Origin of the sequence: Bradyrhizobium sp. CCBAU 11430, assembly GCF_028128855.1 — a bacterium.
Lineage (GTDB): Bacteria > Pseudomonadota > Alphaproteobacteria > Rhizobiales > Xanthobacteraceae > Bradyrhizobium > Bradyrhizobium ottawaense.
This window is the reverse complement of sequence record NZ_LBJV01000073.1, coordinates 340384-357508: the sequence shown is the minus strand read 5'-3', so window position 1 is coordinate 357508 and position 17125 is coordinate 340384. Positions and strand designations below refer to the sequence as shown.

Sequence of the window (17125 nt, the reverse complement as noted above, 5' to 3'; positions counted from 1 at the left end):
GCTTGAGGCTTGAAGGCCGGCCGGATCAACGGCGCCGATCTAACAAATCCATCAGAGGGGTACAAGCCTGCAAAGGCCCTGAATTCCACAGCTTTGCAGGAAAGTTCCTGGCCTTCCACCCGAATCGGCCTTTACCGCCGGCCCAGTGCCCCTACCGTGTGCCGGGCCGCGACCGCGTGCTCCCGGCCCTATCGGGTCCCCGGGCCGCTACCGCGTGCCCGGCGTGCGCGGCAGCATCTGCTTGACCTCGACCGCGATCCGGTTGCGGTCGACCAGCACGACGCCGGAGGCGACCGGCAGATTATTGGCCAAAACCTTGACCTCATCGGCCTCGGTTGCGTCCAGCTCGATGATGGCGCCGCGGGAAAGACGTAATACTTGATGGATCGGCATCGTGGTCGTCCCGAGGACGACCATGAGATCCACGGTGACTTTATCGAGAGTGGGCACTGTCAGGACCGCCGCAACCAGGGACGAAGGACCAAGGACTTGGAACAAGCCCTTGGCATTTGCGCCTGCAATGATCACCACGTTATGGTTAGCCAATGGTTAATTTGCCCCAAAACCCGCGCCAAGAGCTGGATTTGACGTCGTTTTCGGCGTCCCACGGCCAGCCCGTGGAGTGGCGAATCTCGGACGCGGCGGTGCCCTATCCGGAGGCGGTGGCCGAGATGGAAGCCCGGGTCGCCGCCATTGCCGCGGGCGAGGCCGCGGAGCTGGTCTGGCTGCTCGAACACCCCCCGCTCTACACCTCCGGCACCTCGGGCAAGGAAGCCGACCTGCTCGATCCCCGATTCCCGATCTTCGCCACCGGACGCGGCGGGCAGCTCACCTATCACGGGCCGGGCCAGCGGGTGGCCTATGTCATGCTCGACCTCAAGCGCCGCCGGCCGGACGTCCGGGCCTATGTCGCGAGCCTGGAGGAGCTGATTCTGCGCACGCTCGCCGCCTTCAACGTCCGCGGCGAGCGGCGTGAGGATCGGGTCGGCGTCTGGGTCAGGCGACCCGACAAGGGCGAAGGTTACGAGGACAAGATCGCGGCGATCGGCGTGCGGCTGAAACGCTGGGTCTCGTTCCACGGCATCGCCATCAATGTCGAGCCGGAGCTGTCGCATTTCACCGGCATCGTGCCGTGCGGCGTCACTGACGCCCGCTACGGCGTCACCTCGCTGGTCGACCTCGGCCAGCTCGTGACCATGGCTGACGTCGACATCGCGCTTCGGCAGGCGTTTGAGGAGCTGTTCGGGCCGACCAAAGCGTTGGTACCGGAAGCGGCCGCCTAGCATTTTTGTGGCGCCCAACCGCGCGCAGTCCCCGCTCGTCGCGGAATCGGCTATGCTCGCGTCAGGTGTCGCCCACGCCTCCCCCCTCCGCCGGGAAAGCAGACTTCATGCCGGGCGATGAGATCATCGGCCGACTGTTCGAGCGCCAGGCATAAGGAGGGATTGCGCTTTCTGCTCGCAATGGGAGGTTTTGACGATGAGATTGTCTGCACCGATCTATCATCTGAAGCGCAAGGCGAAGCGCCTGTCCCGCGAGGAAGGCATTCCGCTGCACGATGCACTTGATCGCATCGCGACGACGGAAGGGTTTTCCGCCTGGAGCATGCTCGCAGCGAAAGCCGCGGCCATCACGCCGGCGGGCAGGCTGTTTCCGCAATTCCGGCCCGGCGATTTGGTGCTGGTCGGCGCGCGCCCCGGCCAGGGCAAGACTCTGATGAGCCTCGAACTTGCCGTGGAAGCCATGCGGTCGGGCCATCGCGCTGCGTTCTTCTCGCTCGAATACACCGAGAAGGATGTTCTGGAGCGCTTCCAGGCGATCGGCGCGGACCCCGCGCAATTCCGCGAGCTCTTCGATGTCGATTGCTCCGACGCCATCAGCGCCGATTACATCGTCAAGGAGATGGCCGCGGCACCATGCGGCACGTTCGTGGTGATCGACTATCTGCAATTGCTCGACCAGAGGCGGGAAAACCCCGACCTCTCCGTTCAGGTTCGCGCGCTGAAATCGTTCGCACGCGACAAGGGGCTGATCGTCGCCTTCATCTCGCAGATCGATCGTTCCTACGATCCCGCAGTCAAGCCCTGCCCCGACCTCGACGATGTCCGCTTGCCAAATCCGCTGGATCTGAAGCTGTTCGACAAGACCTGCTTCCTGAACAATTCCGAAGTTCAGTTCAGGGCAGCAAGCTGACGATCAGGCCGCGGGTGAGATGGCTCTACCCGCGGCTTGCAGCCTCACGCCGCCTGCAGCGACACGTCGAGCTTGCCGGCGATGTAGCGGCGTTCCTGGGTGAGGCCGCCGAAACCGTAGGCATCGCCCTTAACCTCGTCGACATGCAGATAGGTCTCGGGATGCAGCGGCCCGAGAATCTCGGCCATGCGCTTGAACATGGCGGCAAGATAAGCGGCCTTCTCGTCCTTGGTGTTGGTGCCTTCGCTGACGTGGATGTCGATCCAGTAGCTGGCAAGCTTCTGCTCGGCGAGCGACTTGCCGCCGGCGAACCAGTCGTCGGCCTCGACCGACTTCACGATGATGGCAGTCACCTTGGGATCCTTGTGCAGTATCTTTGCGGTGAGCTCGGACACGGCGTTGGCGATCTCGGCCTTCAGCGAGGGCGACTGGCGGGACGAGGTGTAGGACACGGTGATCAGCGGCATGGTGGCTCTCCTCAAGATGCAGCGCGGGATTTGCCCGGCGTTGGTGAGAATCTAGACCTCCCCTCGTCATTTTGATATCTTATCTCTGTTGATACCAGTGATAATGATCCATAATGACAGCCACCCTCGACATCGCCACGATCAAGGCCTTCCTGCTGGTCGCCGACCTCCAGAGTTTTACGCGTGCTGCCGAGGCGCTGGGCACGACGCAGGCCGCTGTTAGTCTCAAGCTGCAGCGGCTGGAGACGTTGCTGGCAAGACGCCTCGTCGAGCGCTCGCCACGCGCGGTCCGGCTCACTGCCGACGGCGCCAGCTTCCTCGATCGCGCCCGCGCGCTGATGGCGGCGCATGACCGCGCGCTGTCGGGCGAGGCCCCGGCCGCGCAATCGCTCTCGCTCGGCATCTCCGATCACGCCGCCGGCCCCGAGCTGGTGCCGCTGCTGGAACGCCTGCACGCGATGTCGTCAAATCTCACCCTCGCCGTCACCATCGGCTTCTCGCGCGAGATGCAGGATGCCTATGACGCCGGCGAGCTGGACGCTGTGATCGTCCGCCAGGAGGGCAGCCGCCGCGGCGGCGAGAGGCTGACCGAGGACGAATTCGGCTGGTTCGCGTCACGCCGCTTCACCCTGCCGAAGGGCGAAGCGCTGCCGCTCGCAACTCTCGCTCCGCCCTGCGGCGTCCGCGCCATCGCCGTGCGCGCGCTCGACAAGGCCGGCCTCGCCTGGCGCGAGCGCTTTGTCGGCGGCGGCGTCACGGCGGTGGTCGCAGCTGCGCTCGCGGGACTTGCGATCGCGCCACTGGCGCGGCGGATCGCGCCTCCCGGGCTGGTCGATATTGGACCCGCGCACAGGCTGCCGAAACTCGGCAGCTCGAAGGTGATGCTACATTCGAAGGTCAGCGATCCCGCCAAGCTTGCGGCGCTACGCGCGGTGGCGGCGACGTTTCGGAGCGTCGCGGCCACCTGATGTCTCACAAAATCGCCTCGAACGCGCTGCGCAGCGTCTCGTGCCTGAATACAAAGCCGCGGCTCAGCGCCTTGTTGGGCAGCACGCGCTGACCGCCGAGCAGCAGCTCGTCGGCGAAGCCGCCGCCGATCCGGCGCAACAAGCCGCCGGGAATGCGGAAGATCGCCGGCCGATGCAGGCGGCGGCCAAGCTCCTCGGTGAATTTTGCATTGGTCACCGGGATCGGCGCGGTGGCATTGACGGGGCCCGACAGATCCGGCGTCGCCATCACATAGGCGATCAGGCGAATGAGATCATCGCGCTCGATCCAGGACATCCACTGCCGCCCGGTGCCGATGGGACCACCGAGGCCGAACTCGAACGGCGTCAGCATGCGCGTGACGAAGCCGCCTTCGGTGCCGAGCACGAGGCCGATGCGCAAACAGACGACGCGCACGCCAAGCTCCTCCGCCGGCCGCGCCGCCTTCTCCCAGGCCGCGCAGAGCTCGTGGCTGAAACAGGCGTGCGACTTGGCCGACTCCGTCAGCACCTGGTCGGCCCACAATCCGTACCAGCCGATCGCGGAGCCGCTGACCAGCACCTCGGGCTTGCGATCGAGCCGCGCGATCAGTTTGACGATTTCGCCCGTCATGTCGATGCGGGAGCCAAGAATCTTCGCGCGCTTCGCCTCGGTCCACAAGCCGTTGCCGATCGGCTCGCCGGCGAGATTGACGATGGCGTCGATTGGCGTGTCCGCGGCGAGCTGATCGAGGCTGGTGATCAGCGTGACCGGCGGCGGCAGCATCTCCGCCTTCGCGGGATTGCGGATCAGCGCGATGACCTGATGCCCGGCGCCGCTGAGGCTCGCCGCGAGGCGACTGCCGATGAAGCCGGTGGCACCCGTTATCAGCACGGTCTTGCGGCCCGGGAGCTTTTCGACAAGCCCCTCGGCGGGAACGCTGCGCATCCGGCCGAGCCGGCGCATTGCGGCAAAATCCCTGAGGCCGCAGAGCGAGGCGCCAACCGCGCAGGCGGTCGCGGCGATGCTGAGCAGGCCCTGGTTCATGACGGTCACGCCAAAGGGCTGCATCGCCCAATCGGTCAGCACCGGTAGCAGCAGCACGAGAATGGCGCCGTAATTGATCGCGAGCAGCGTGTGGTTGATGCGCTCGCTCGGCGGCAGTTTCCGGCTCAGATCCTCCTCGACGAAATCCATCAGCGTGATGACGATCTCGGCGACCAGCACCGCGACGATCAGCAGCGCCAGCAATCCATAAACCTCGAGCCAGCCGAGCACGAGGAACAGCAAGGCATAGAGCATGTTGCGGATGCCATGCAGCTTGAGTTCGAAACGCTGCGACACCCGCCAGGCCAGGCGCTCGGTGAATTCGTGGTGATAGAAGGTGTCGAACACTCCCATCACGATCTGGATGGCGATGAGCGTCCACAATAGCGGCGTCATGATACGGCCTCCCTGAAGGTGGCGGACTGGTGGATCAGCGCGCCGTAACGAGGATGAATGACATCGAGGGTGAAGCGGAATGCGCCGTTGCCGAGGTCGCGGTGCGTCACCGTGAGATCGCCCGGGGTGAACCAGCGCGGCAACGGGATCCACAGGCGTCCGAGCTGGAGCCCATAACCGGCACTGCGGAAGGTCAGCGTCTGGTCCTCGACCGCGGTGCGGAGCGCCATCGAGACGCCGAAGCCGACATATTCCTCGAGCCCCGTCGGACCGGCAAAACGCTTGGCGGAATGGATCACGTGCGGAAAGCCGCGCTTGCGCGCGCAGATGCGGGTCCAGGTCTGACCGCCGGTCGTGCCGTCCTCGGTCACGGTGACGATCATGGGAACACCGGTGTCGCGGCCGGTCGGCAGCGGCCCGCCGATCAGGCGCGCAGCCTGGGCGAACCACCAGCCGATGTCGCTGAAGGAGACCTCGTCGACCACGCCGACATAGACGACGCTCTCGCCGTCCGCGACGCGTTTGGAGAAACGCCGCCACGTCGCCAGCGGCAGCCGGCCCCAATCCTCGTTCGACAGCAAAGTGCGGAAGCGGCGATCGTCGAGCAGTCGGGTGTGAGCGGAGGTCGATGCGTTGCAGCCTAACAATCTTGCCGACGTCATCGTACCCTCCTCAATACTATTTGGCCTTGCCCAGCGGCAGCAGGTTGGCGATCTTCTCGCCAAGCCGCATCAAGGCGACCAGCCGCGGCCGCGGCACCTTCAGCATCTGCATGAACCAGTGATCGGCGAGCTCGGTGAAGGCGAGCATCTCCTTCAGCCGCTTGCTCGCGACCGGATTGATGGTCGGATCGCCGGCGGCATCGGACACGCACGCCCTGAGCGCCGCGATTGCCGGATCGAGCTCCCGCTCCTTGCGCCGCGCCGCTATTCTGGCGGCGACCTCCCAGATGTCGGTCTCGGCCTCGTAATGGTCGCGGCGGTCACCGAGGATCGGCACCCGCCGGATCAGGTTCCAGGCGAGCAGCTCCTTGAGCGAGTTGGAGACGTTCGAGCGAGCCATGCCGAGCGTGTCGGCGATGTCCTCGGCGGTCATCGGCGCCTCGGCAAGATAGAGCAGCCCGTGAATCTGGCTGACCGAGCGATTGACGCCCCACTCGTCCCCCATGTCGCCCCAATGCAGGATGAAGCGCTCGACGGCGGCGGGAAGTTTCTTCTTTCCGGTTATTTCTGTCATGACAGAAATATCTGACGATAATGTCCCCTTGTCAAGCGGGCTTCATCCCGTATACGGGTGCCGGATATCTGCCTAAAAATGTCCCAACTTCAGGGAACCATCCGCCTCCTGTGGCGTTTGCTCCCGTCGAGGCAGGGTCCCGGAATGATCGGAAAGTTCAGTCAACAGCGAGACTTGTTCGAGAGCGAGCGCAGTTTCCGGCTGTTGGTTGAGGGAGTTGCGGACTACGCCCTCTACATGCTCGATCCCAGAGGGATCATCACCAGCTGGAATATCGGCGGCGAGCGCATCAAAGGCTATTCGCCCGGGGAGATCCTCGGCCAGCATTTCTCCCGCTTCTACACCGAGACTGACCGTGCCAACGGCAGGCCGGCCCGCGCGCTCGGCATCGCGCGGGAAAAGGGCCGCTATGAGGAGGAAGGCTGGCGCGTCCGCAAGGACGGCACCTTCTTCTGGGCAAGCGTCGTGATCGACCCGATCTACGAGGACGGCGAGCTGGTCGGTTTCGCCAAGATCACGCGCGACATCACAGAACGCCGCAATACGCAGCTCAAGCTCGAGGCGATGCAGAAGCAGCTCGCCGAGTCCCAGAAGTTCGATGCGCTGGGGCAGCTCACCGGCGGGGTCGCGCACGACTTCAACAATCTCCTGATGATCATCAGTGGCAGCCTGCACATGCTGAAGCGGGGCCCCGACGACGCGGCCAAGGTTCAGCGCGCGATCTCGGCGATCGAGACCGCCACCAAGCGCGGCGCGGCGTTGACCAACCAGCTCCTCACCTTCGCGCGGCGGCAGAGCGTCAATCCGCAGGCGATCGATTTCGCCGAACGCATCGCGGCGATCCGCGAGGTGCTCGATGCCGGCGTCGGCAGTTCCGTACGCCTGGCCTTCGACATCGGCCCCGACGTTTGGCCGGTCAAGACCGATGCCTCCGAGCTCGAGACCGCGCTGCTCAACCTCGTCATCAATGCCCGCGACGCGATGCCCGACGGCGGCACGGTGACGATCGGTGCGCACAATGTCGTGCTGGACGAGGCGCCGCTTGCCGGCGACTTCGTCGCAATCGACGTCACCGATACCGGGCTCGGCATTCCCTCCGACGTTCTCGACAAGATCTTCGAGCCGTTCTTCACCACCAAGCCGATCGGAAAGGGAACCGGCCTCGGCCTTTCCCAGGTGCACGGCTTCGCCCATCAGGCCGGCGGCACCGTCAAGGTCGCAAGCGCGCTCGGCAAGGGCACGACGTTCACCATCCTGCTGCCGCGCGGAGAAGACACGCCGTTGCGAGAAGCGGCTGAAGGACCATCCTTCCAAGGCAGCGGCACGGTGCTGCTGGTCGAGGACAATCCCGACGTTGCGCTCGTCAGCATCGGTCTTCTGGAGCAGCTGGGCTACCACGTCCGCCGGGTCGCCGATGCCGAAGCCGCCTTGCGCGAGATCGAGAATAGCGGCGTCGACTTCGTGTTCTCGGACATCGTCATGCCCGGCAAGATGGACGGGCTCAGCCTCGCCCATCGCCTCCGTCAGATCCGTCCTGGCCTGCCGATCCTGCTCGCCACCGGCTACAGCGACGTCGCCGCCGGCGTGCGCGGCGATTTCCCGATCCTGCGCAAGCCGTACGAAATCCACGAGCTGAGCGAAGCGATCGCCAAGCTGCCGCGGTGAGGTTCTCGAGAGGTGAACACTTCGTAGGGTGGGCAAAGCGAAGCGTGCCCACCATCTCACGACGATCGCGAAAGTCGTGGTGGGCACGGCGCAAGAGCGCCTCTGCCCACCCTACGAGACCAACTTAGCCGCTCGGCATTTACCTTTCCATGCGGCCGGCGCACAGACAGCACCTACACCGTCGGCAACACCGAGAACGCTTCCCCTGCCCTGCGCAGGTTCAGCTCATCCACGCTCGCGGTCTCGCTCGTCACGCTATCCACGCGCGAGGATGGCGGGCCGTGGCGGCACAGCGCGACCATGTCGGCGACATGCTTCGGTGCGCCCGCGAACAGCGCTTCGACGCAGCCGTCGCGGCGGTTGCGGACCCAGCCTTCGAGGCCGCTCGCAGTTGCCTGGTACTCGACCCAGGCCCGGTAGCCGACGCCCTGGACGCGACCGCGGATCATCACCTGGAGGATCGCCCGGCTCATTTTTTCAGCCCGAGAAAGTCGGCGCTGCGCGCCTTGACGTCGGCCTCGCGCATGACGCGGGTGGTCAGGTCCGATGATGCCAGACCTCTCAGCGCCTTCGGCGCCGTGCCTTCGCGCAGTGCCTTCTGCGTTTCATACACGGCTTGCGTCGCAGCCGCGATCGGCGCGTGGCCCTGAAGCGCGATACGCACGCGCTGACTGGCGAGATAGTCGAGCGAGCTCAGCTCCTCCGGCGCACCGCCAAGCACGATCGGCAGGCGCGTGGCGGCTGCGACGGCCTCGAGCTCCGCGCGCGACTTGATGCCGGTGAAGAACAGCGCATCGACCCCGGTCGCCTCATAGGCCTGCGCACGGCGGATCGCGTCCTCGATCGAGGTGATCGAGGCTGCTCCCGTGCGGCCCATGATGACCAGCGAGGCATCGCTGCGGCCATCGAGCGCCGCCTTCATCTTGCCGACGCCTTCCTCGAGCGAGATCAGCTGCGTCTTCGCCTCGCCGAAGGCGGCCGGCAGCAGCGTGTCCTCGATGGTGAGGCCGGCGGCGCCAGCGGTCTCCAGCTCCTGCACCGTGCGGCGGACATTGAGCGCATTGCCATAGCCGTGATCGGCATCGACCAGCACCGGCAGGCCAGCTGCGCGCGACATCCGCCGCATCTGCTCGGCAAGCTCGGTGAGCGTGATCAGCGTGACGTCAGGATCGCCGAGCACCGCGAGCGAGGCGACCGAACCGCCGAACATGCCGAGCGGAAAGCCGAGGTCCTCGGCGATGCGGATCGAGATCGCGTCATAGACCGAGCCGGGATGGATGCAGGCCGAGCCCGACAGGATGAGGCGCAGTTTCTCGCGGCGGGAACGAAAGGCCATGGGTGCCTCACTCTCAATTCCGCATCCTGAGGAGCGCGCTCTTGCGCGCGTCTCGAAGGATGCAGGCCCGGCTGTGGCCTCGCCCTTCGAGACGCCGCGCAAGCGCGGCTCTCAGGGTGAGGGTCGACTGTCGTACTCCGGAGCGCCTTACGCAAACTCCAGGATCAGCGCGTCCACCGCCAGCGTCGCACCGGCGCTGGCGTGGACCTTCTTCACGGTGCCGTCCTGCTCGGCGCGCAGCACGTTCTGCATCTTCATGGCTTCGACCACCGCGAGCGTCTCGCCGGCCTTGACTTCCTGCCCTTCGGTCACCGCGATCGAGACGATGAGCCCGGGCATCGGGCACAGCAGCTTCTTGCCGGTGTCGGAGGCCGTCGTCACCGGCATCAGCCGCGCCGAGGTCGCTTCCGTCTCGGTCCAGACATAGACGGGGACCTCGACGCCCTGATGCGCGAGGCGGATGCCGTTCGGGATCGGCCGCGCCTGCACCGCGACGAAGTGGCCGTCGATGCTGCCCTGCCAGACCGGATCGCCCGGCTTCCACGGCGAGGCCAGCAGATGCGAATTGCCGGCCTTGCCCTCGGCGTCGATGAAGCGCACGGCGATCGCCTCGCCTTCGCGTCCGACCTCGAGCTGGATCTCCTGGCGGTCGAGCCAGACCGCGCGGCGCCGCTCGCGCTGCACGACGCGGCCGCCCATCTGCCCCGAGATCTGGCGCTTGCGCTCCCCCAACACGTGATCGATGGCGGCGCCGACCGCGGCGATGCGCCGGGCGACCTCGCCTTCCGGCACGCGCACCGCAAAGCCTTTGGGGAATTCCTCGGCGATGAAGCCGGTCGAGAGCCGCCCCTCGCGCCAGCGCGGATGATGCATCAGCGCCGACAGGAACGGGATGTTGTGCCTGATGCCGTCGACATAGAACGAGTCGAGCGCGGTCGCCTGCGCCTCGATCGCGGCCGCGCGCGAGGGCGCATGGGTGACGAGCTTGGCGATCATCGGATCGTAATGGATCGAGATCTCGCCGCCCTCCTGGACGCCGGTATCGTTGCGGATGGTGATGCCGTCCTTGCTGGCTTCCGCCGGCGGACGATACTTCACGAGCCGCCCGATCGAGGGCAGGAAGTTGCGGAACGGGTCTTCGGCGTAGAGGCGCGATTCCACCGCCCAGCCCGTCAGCGTGACGTCCTTCTGCGCGATGGCGAGCTTCTCGCCGGCGGCAACGCGGATCATCTGCTCGACGAGGTCGATGCCGGTGACGAGCTCGGTGACGGGATGCTCAACCTGGAGGCGCGTGTTCATCTCCAGGAAGTAGAAGCTCTTGTCCTGCCCCGCGACGAACTCGACGGTGCCGGCGGAGTCGTAATTCACGGCCTTTGCCAGCGCGACGGCCTGCTCGCCCATCTTGCGGCGCGTGGCCTCGTCGAGCAGCGGCGACGGCGCCTCCTCGATGACCTTCTGGTTGCGGCGCTGGATCGAGCACTCGCGCTCGCCGAGATAGACGACATTGCCGTGCTTGTCGCCCAGCACCTGGATCTCGATGTGGCGGGGATCGACGATGAACTTTTCGACGAAGACGCGATCGTCGCCGAACGAGGCCTTGGCCTCGGCCTTGGCGAGGTTGAAACCTTCCGCAACCTCGGAGGTCGAATGCGCGATGCGCATGCCCTTGCCGCCGCCGCCGGCGGACGCCTTGATCATCACGGGATAGCCGATCTCGTCGGCGATCCTGACCGCGTGCTTGTCGTCCTCGATGACGCCGAGATAGCCGGGCACGGTCGAGACCTTGGCCTTGGCGGCCGCCTTCTTCGACTCGATCTTGTCGCCCATCGCCGCGATCGCGCCCGGGTTCGGGCCGATGAAGACGATGCCTGCTGCCTCCAGCGCGCGCGGAAACGCCTCGCGCTCGGACAGGAAGCCGTAACCGGGATGCACGGCCTCGGCGCCCGTCTTGCGGCAGGCCTCGACGATCTTCTCGATCACCAGATAGCTCTCGGCTGCCGCCGGCGGGCCGATCAGCACGGCCTCGTCGGCCATCTCGACATGGAGGGCGTCGCGGTCGGCCTCGGAATAGACGGCAACCGTCTCGATTCCCATCTTGCGGGCAGTCTTGATGACCCGGCAGGCGATTTCGCCGCGATTGGCGATCAGAATGCGTTTGAACATGCTTTTCTTGAGTCTCGACCTTGGGCGGGACCCTTCCCTGGCCGTTGGGGCCTATGGGACGGGCCGTGTGGCTCCCGTGGTACATCAAAATCGGCCGGAGGCAACGGTCTAAATCCGGGCCATCTGGCGTACCAGCGCAAGACCGAAACCGGACCGACGAGCCGTCGGACGACCTACGGCTTGCCGGGCCTCGACGCGGACCTGGCGACGTCCCGGAGCAGGCCATGAACAAAGCCCAGCTTGCCGACCACGGCGGGCGACAGGATGAAGGGATAGAGGTCACGCAGGCCCATGGCGCGGTTGACGCTGTTCATGGCGAAGGTGAAGGGCAGCCATGCGTTGACCAGCGCCTCGACGTCCCTCGCCTCATAGGGGTTGAAGCGGATACGCGCCGTCAACTCCCCGTCGCGGTCGACCTTGGGACGCACCTCCATGCCGAACTCGGCGGCCATCTCCAGGGTGTCGACGATGTGAAGATAATGCGCCCAGGTCTCGGCGAAATCTTCCCAGGGGTGCATCGTGGCATAGGCCGAGACATAGTTCTGCTGCCAGTCCGGCGGCGCGCCTTCGGCATAGTGACGCCGCAGGGCCTGGCCGTAATCGGTGGAATCGTCACCGAATACCGCGCGGCATTCCTCGAGCTTGCCGCCGCCCTGCACCAGCACGTCCCAGAAATAGTGCCCGACTTCGTGGCGGAAATGCCCGAGCAGCGTACGATAGGGTTCTCCCATCTCGAGCCTGCGGCGCTCGCGCTCGATGTCGTCGGTCTCGGTGAGCGCGATCGTGATCAGGCCGTTGTCGTGGCCGGTCATGACCCTCTCTGCGCTGTTCGGATCGTCGGCGAGGAAATTGAAGATCAGACCATGCTCGGGATCGTCTTGCCGGGCCTGGAGCGGCAGCTTCCAGCGGATCAGGGAATAGAACAGACGGTGTTTCGCCACCTCCAGCTCGCGCCAGCCGGCAAGCTGGCGGGGGTCGGACAAATCCGGCACGATGCCGTTGTGGCGGCATGCACGGCAATAGCCGTTGCCCTCGCCCGTATCCGTCAGCCAGTTGCAGGCATCGTACTCGGCATTCCGGCACAGCATCCGGCTTTCGCCCTTGTCGGCCAGGATCCGCCAGGCCTCTCCGTCGGGCTCGATCGCCGACATCGTCTCCTTCTCCGGCAGGAAGGCGACCCGATGGCCGCAGCGTTCGCAGGCACGGTTCTCGAAATAGAGAACGTTGCCGCAGGCCTGGCAGACAAAGAGCTTCAAGATTTATCCTCTTCGGAAAGGGAGCCTTATCAAAGACATTCGCGACGCCTCGCGAAGACGCGTCCGCCGGCCGATCGTTCCAGTCTCCGGAACAAATTGCCAGACCCGGCGTTCGTTCATGCGCACCGCCATCCGTTTAATGGCGCCTTTCCCAGCCTTATTCCTCTAAACAATGGCCATCACGCTCCGTCTGTGTGAATATCGGTCCGGCACGTGCGCTCCCGCATGACAACGGCCGATGCCTTGAACGATCCCTTGCCCGAGACCATCGCCGCCGAAAGGCTGCGTCAACACCTCGAAGACGTCGCGCGCGAGCGCGACAACGCCTATCGCGCGCTCCAGGAGCGCGAGGCCGAGCTGGCGCGCATCCAGCGCATCGGCAAGGTCGGCGGCGTCGAGGTCGATTTTCGCGAAGGCTTCAAGAACCGCCGCTCGCCCGAATACCTCATGATCCACGGCCTGCCGCCGGAGGCGGCGGAGGAGTCGCACGAGGACTGGGTCAATCGCATCCATCCCGAGGACCGCGACGCCACCGTCAAGCACTTCGTCGATGCACTCGCTGGTACGAGCGAAGACTACACCGCCGAATACCGCATCGTCCGTCCCAATGACGGTGAGACCCGCTGGATCCGGGTCGTCGCCAAGATCGAGCGCGACAAGGACGGCCGCGCCATCCGGCTCGTCGGCGCCCATATCGACATCACCGACCAGATGCTCGCGCGCGAGACCCTGCGGGAGAGCGAGGAGCGCTTCCGGCTGATCGCCGACAGCGCGCCGGTGCCGATCTGGGTGACCAAGCTCGATCGCAAGCGCTCCTTCGCCAACCAGGCCTATGTCGATTTCGTCGGCCTGCCCTACGATGAGGCCATCGACTTCGACTGGCGCAAGGTGCTGCACCCCGACGACCTGCCGCACGTTCTGCAGCAATCGGTCCAGGGTGAAGCGTCGCTCAAGCCCTTCGTGCTGGAAGCGCGTTACAAGAACGCCAGCGGCGAATGGCGCTGGCTGCGCTCGGAATCGCAGCCGCGCTGGGACCCGACCGGCAAGCACATCGGCTTCATCGGCGTCGCCCACGACATCACCGTCGCCAAGCAGGCCGAGATCGAGCTGCGGCAGCTCAACGAGACGCTGGAAGAGCGCATCGCCGAGCGCACGGCCCAGCTCGAATCCAACGAGGCGCGGCTGCGCGCGATCCTGGAGACCAGCAACCAGTATCAAGGCCTGGTCAATCTCAGGGGCGAGCTGCTTTACGCCAACAACACCGCACTCGATGGCATCGGGGCGAGCTCGTCGGATGTGATCGGAAAGCCGTTGTGGGAGACGCCCTGGTTCAGCGCGACGGAGGGCATGAGCGCGCAGGTGCGCGAGGCCTTCCACACCGTGCTCAAGGGCGAAGCCGTGCGGCTGGAGATGCGGCTGCGCCTTCCCATCGGCGAGCGCGATTTCGACTTCGGCATGCGCCCCGTGCTCGACCGCCACGGCAACATCACCGGCGCCGTCCCTGAAGCCGTCGACATCACCGAACGCCGGCGCGGCGAGGAAGCCCTGCGGCAATCGCAGAAGATGGAGGCGATCGGCCAGCTCACCGGCGGCGTCGCCCACGACTTCAACAATCTCCTCACAATCATCCGCTCGGCCACCGACTTCCTGCGCCGCCGCGAGCTGCCGGAAGAGCGCCGCCGCCGCTATGTCGATGCCATCTCCGAGACCGTCGAGCGCGCCTCCAAATTGACCGCCCAGCTTCTGGCGTTCGCGCGCCGGCAGCCGCTGAAGCCGCAGATCTTCAACGTCGGCAGCCAGGTCGAGGGCGTCGCGCAGCTGGTCCGACCGCTGGTCGGCGGCCGTATCGACATCGCGGTGGAGATTCACGATGCCGACTGCTTTACCGTCGCCGACATCGCCCAGTTCGAGGCCGCTCTGATCAACCTCGCCATCAACGCCCGAGATGCCATGAACGGCGAAGGTCGCCTGATCATCGCCGTGCGCAAGGTCTCCGGGATTCCCAGCCTGCGCGCACAATCGGCGCGCGGCGGCGACTACGTCGCCATCTCCGTCAGCGACACCGGCAGCGGCATCGCGCCGGAACATCTCGACTCGATCTTCGAGCCGTTCTTCACCACCAAGGAGGTCGGCAAGGGCACCGGCCTCGGCCTCAGCCAGGCTTTTGGTTTCGCCAAGCAGTCCGAGGGCGACGTCGCGGTGACGAGCACCCAGGGCAAAGGCGCGACCTTCACCATCTATCTGCCGCAGGCACAAAGCCCCGCGACCGACAAGGAAGCCGCGGCACTGACCCATGAGGCCGCGGCCACCGGGCGCGGCTATCGCGTGCTCGTGGTCGAGGACGACGACGAAGTCGGCCGCTTCTCCACCGAGCTTCTGGAAGATCTCGGCTACGTCGTTCGCCGCGTCGCCAACGCCAACGCCGCGCTGGCGATCCTCGGCGAGAACGAATTCGCCGTCGACCTCGTCTTCTCCGACGTCATCATGCCCGGCATGAACGGCGTCGAGCTCGCCGGCATCATCCGCGAGCGCTATCCGGGCCTGCCCGTGGTGCTCACCTCCGGCTACAGCAACGTGCTCGCAGAAAACGCCCATCGCGGTTTCGAATTGATCCAGAAGCCGTATTCGGTGGAATCGCTGTCGCGCATCCTGCGCAAGGCGATCACGGAGAAGCTGTCGGTGGCAAGGTGACGCGAGCCGAGATTTGAGGCTGGCGGATCGATCCGGGGCACGGTAGTCAGGAGCGGTTTTCCGGAGATCAACTTGCCGACCGTGCCGTCTGACGCCATCTGGGCCTGGAGCATCATCGTCGTCGCGACAGCAGGCGTCATCATCCGCCCCTTTCGCCTGCCCGAGGCGGTCTGGGCGGTGATCGGCGCGAGCGCCCTGGTGCTATCAGGCCTGCTGCCGTGGCAGGACGCGCTTGCCGGCATCGAAAAAGGCCTCGACGTCTATCTCTTCCTGATCGGCATGATGCTGATCGCCGAGCTCGCGCGCCTCGAGGGCCTGTTCGACTACCTCGCCGCGCTCGCGGTCGAATACGCGGCCGGCTCGCCGCAGCGGCTGTTCCTGCTGATCTATCTCGTCGGCACGCTCGTCACGGTGCTGCTCTCCAACGATGCCACCGCGATCGTGCTGACGCCCGCCGTCTATGCCGCGACGCGCGCGGCCGGCGCCAAGCCACTGCCCTATCTCTTCGTCTGTGCCTTCATCGCCAACGCCGCGAGCTTCGTGCTACCGATCTCCAATCCCGCCAATCTCGTCGTGTTCGGCGCGCGCATGCCCGAGCTCACCGAATGGCTGCGTATGTTCGCCCTGCCCTCGGCGGCGTCGATCCTGCTGACCTACATCGTGCTGCGCCTGACCCAGCACCGGGCCCTGAAGGAGGAGACGATTGCGCGCCGCGTGCCGCATCCAAAACTCGGCCGCGGCGGCAAGCTGACGGCGATCGGCATCGTCGCGATCGGCGCCGTGCTGGTCACGGCGTCTGCGCTGGACAAGCAACTGGGGCTGCCGACGTTCATCTGCGGCGGCGTGACGGCCGCGATCGTGCTGCTGCTCAGCCGGCAATCGCCATTGCCCGTGCTGCGCGGCGTGTCCTGGAGCGTGCTGCCGCTCGTGGGCGGGCTCTTCGTCATGGTGGAGGCGCTGATCAAGACCGGCGTGATCGCGCAGCTCAGCGCGCTGTTGCACCAGGCGGTGGCGCAATCGGTACCGAAGGCGGCCTGGAGCGTCGGCATTGCCACCGCGCTAGCCGACAATATCGCCAACAACCTGCCGGTCGGCCTCGTCGCCGGCTCGGTCGCCGCCAGCGACCATCTGCCCGCGCCTGTCGTCAGCGCCATCCTGATCGGCGTCGACCTCGGCCCCAATCTGTCAGTGACGGGCTCGCTCGCCACCATCCTCTGGCTGGTCGCGCTCAGGCGGGAGAAGATCGAGGTCGGCGCCTGGCCCTTCCTCAAGCTCGGCCTGCTGGTGACGCCCCCCGCTTTGATCGCGGCGCTGGCGGCCGCAATCAGGTAAGGCAGGCCGCGGCCTTCGAAATTAAGTGCAAGCCATTTGCGGTGCGTCAATGCCGGCGGCGACGCTGCGGCTAGAATTCCATTGTCGCGCCAATCAGACGAATATGACGCGGCAAGGAAGGTTCATCATGCAGATCCAATCGAAAGCGTTGCCGCAGAGCTCCTTTCTGCGTCGCGCGATCCGGAGCCTCACCGCAGCGAGCGAGAGCGGTGTCGAGACGGCCCATCCCCTGCTGGTCGTCTCCGCAGTGGCGTTGTTCACCATCTTCATCATCGTGGAGGTCGACCTCCACTCCGCCCAGCTTCAGGCGCTCGGCCTGCTCGGCCACGGGATGGGAATCGATCCGGTCTTCTTGAGCCCGTAGTTGCCGGCCGAAG

The 17125-nt window shown here is 65.8% G+C and carries 16 protein-coding genes; 7 read left to right on the top strand and 9 right to left on the bottom strand.

Annotated features, from left to right (window positions below):
* Positions 1–207: 207 nt before the first annotated feature.
* Positions 208–450, bottom strand: a complete 243-nt coding sequence (locus tag XI04_RS36590) for a FliM/FliN family flagellar motor switch protein (RefSeq protein ID WP_011088012.1) — start codon at positions 448–450, stop codon at positions 208–210.
* A 95-nt stretch (positions 451–545) separates the two neighbouring features.
* Here XI04_RS36590 and lipB point away from each other — a divergent pair, with 95 nt between their 5' ends.
* Both lipB and XI04_RS36580 read left to right on the top strand, forming a co-directional pair.
* The gene (gene lipB, locus XI04_RS36585) at positions 546–1283 is read left to right on the top strand and encodes a lipoyl(octanoyl) transferase LipB (protein WP_038949982.1); all 738 of its coding nucleotides are present in this window, start codon (positions 546–548) and stop codon (positions 1281–1283) included.
* A 196-nt stretch (positions 1284–1479) separates the two neighbouring features.
* Positions 1480–2193 carry a DNA helicase gene (locus XI04_RS36580; protein ID WP_038949983.1) on the top strand — a complete coding sequence of 238 codons (714 nt, stop codon included), beginning with the start codon at positions 1480–1482 and terminating at the stop codon, positions 2191–2193.
* Between the two features lie 44 nt (positions 2194–2237).
* Here the strand turns inward: XI04_RS36580 and XI04_RS36575 are convergent, their stop codons facing one another.
* Positions 2238–2660, bottom strand: coding sequence for a tautomerase family protein (locus tag XI04_RS36575; protein WP_095426270.1), 423 nt, complete (start codon positions 2658–2660; stop codon positions 2238–2240).
* A 113-nt stretch (positions 2661–2773) separates the two neighbouring features.
* Between XI04_RS36575 and XI04_RS36570 the strand changes: the two genes are divergently transcribed.
* Positions 2774–3628 (top strand): LysR family transcriptional regulator, encoded by an 855-nt coding sequence (locus tag XI04_RS36570; protein ID WP_095426269.1) that lies wholly within the window; start codon positions 2774–2776, stop codon positions 3626–3628.
* A 4-nt stretch (positions 3629–3632) separates the two neighbouring features.
* On the opposite strand, the gene XI04_RS36565 is transcribed toward XI04_RS36570, so the two are convergent.
* Genes XI04_RS36565 through XI04_RS36555 form a run of 3 tightly spaced genes read right to left on the bottom strand, consistent with a single transcriptional unit; the run spans position 3633 to position 6305 of the window.
* Positions 3633–5069, bottom strand: a complete 1437-nt coding sequence (locus XI04_RS36565) for a TIGR01777 family oxidoreductase (protein WP_028140582.1) — start codon at positions 5067–5069, stop codon at positions 3633–3635.
* Positions 5066–5731, bottom strand: a complete 666-nt coding sequence (locus XI04_RS36560) for a DUF4166 domain-containing protein (RefSeq protein WP_038972901.1) — start codon at positions 5729–5731, stop codon at positions 5066–5068. The genes XI04_RS36565 and XI04_RS36560 overlap by 4 nt, the downstream gene beginning before the upstream one ends.
* 16 nt (positions 5732–5747) lie before the next feature.
* Complete coding sequence (locus XI04_RS36555) at positions 5748–6305, bottom strand: GbsR/MarR family transcriptional regulator (protein ID WP_038949985.1); 558 nt, start codon at positions 6303–6305, stop codon at positions 5748–5750.
* Positions 6306–6449: 144 nt separating this feature from the next.
* Between XI04_RS36555 and XI04_RS36550 the strand changes: the two genes are divergently transcribed.
* A complete protein-coding gene (locus XI04_RS36550) occupies positions 6450–7970 on the top strand; it encodes a PAS domain-containing sensor histidine kinase (protein ID WP_028140585.1) in 1521 nt (506 codons plus the stop codon).
* A gap of 173 nt (positions 7971–8143) precedes the next feature.
* Here the strand turns inward: XI04_RS36550 and XI04_RS36545 are convergent, their stop codons facing one another.
* The 4 genes from XI04_RS36545 to XI04_RS36530 all read right to left on the bottom strand — a co-directional run bounded on the left by XI04_RS36545 (position 8144) and on the right by XI04_RS36530 (position 12725).
* On the bottom strand, positions 8144–8443 hold the full coding sequence (locus XI04_RS36545) for an acylphosphatase (RefSeq protein ID WP_271608861.1): 300 nt from the start codon (positions 8441–8443) through the stop codon (positions 8144–8146).
* Entirely contained in the window at positions 8440–9306 is an 867-nt protein-coding gene (locus tag XI04_RS36540) for an isocitrate lyase/PEP mutase family protein (protein ID WP_271608862.1), read from the bottom strand. Before XI04_RS36540 ends, XI04_RS36545 begins: the two co-directional genes overlap by 4 nt.
* 147 nt (positions 9307–9453) lie before the next feature.
* Positions 9454–11469: an acetyl-CoA carboxylase biotin carboxylase subunit gene (locus XI04_RS36535; RefSeq protein WP_038972902.1), complete on the bottom strand. Its 2016-nt coding sequence runs from the start codon at positions 11467–11469 to the stop codon at positions 9454–9456.
* Between the two features lie 173 nt (positions 11470–11642).
* Positions 11643–12725, bottom strand: coding sequence for a zinc-binding metallopeptidase family protein (locus XI04_RS36530; RefSeq protein WP_028140908.1), 1083 nt, complete (start codon positions 12723–12725; stop codon positions 11643–11645).
* A 213-nt stretch (positions 12726–12938) separates the two neighbouring features.
* Between XI04_RS36530 and XI04_RS36525 the strand changes: the two genes are divergently transcribed.
* The 3 genes from XI04_RS36525 to XI04_RS36515 all read left to right on the top strand — a co-directional run bounded on the left by XI04_RS36525 (position 12939) and on the right by XI04_RS36515 (position 17112).
* Complete coding sequence (locus XI04_RS36525; protein WP_038972903.1) at positions 12939–15416, top strand: hybrid sensor histidine kinase/response regulator; 2478 nt, start codon at positions 12939–12941, stop codon at positions 15414–15416.
* An 81-nt stretch (positions 15417–15497) separates the two neighbouring features.
* On the top strand, positions 15498–16748 hold the full coding sequence (locus XI04_RS36520; protein WP_028140910.1) for an arsenic transporter: 1251 nt from the start codon (positions 15498–15500) through the stop codon (positions 16746–16748).
* A gap of 127 nt (positions 16749–16875) precedes the next feature.
* Positions 16876–17112 carry a hypothetical protein gene (locus tag XI04_RS36515; RefSeq protein WP_028140911.1) on the top strand — a complete coding sequence of 79 codons (237 nt, stop codon included), beginning with the start codon at positions 16876–16878 and terminating at the stop codon, positions 17110–17112.
* The last annotated feature ends 13 nt before the right edge of the window (positions 17113–17125 follow it).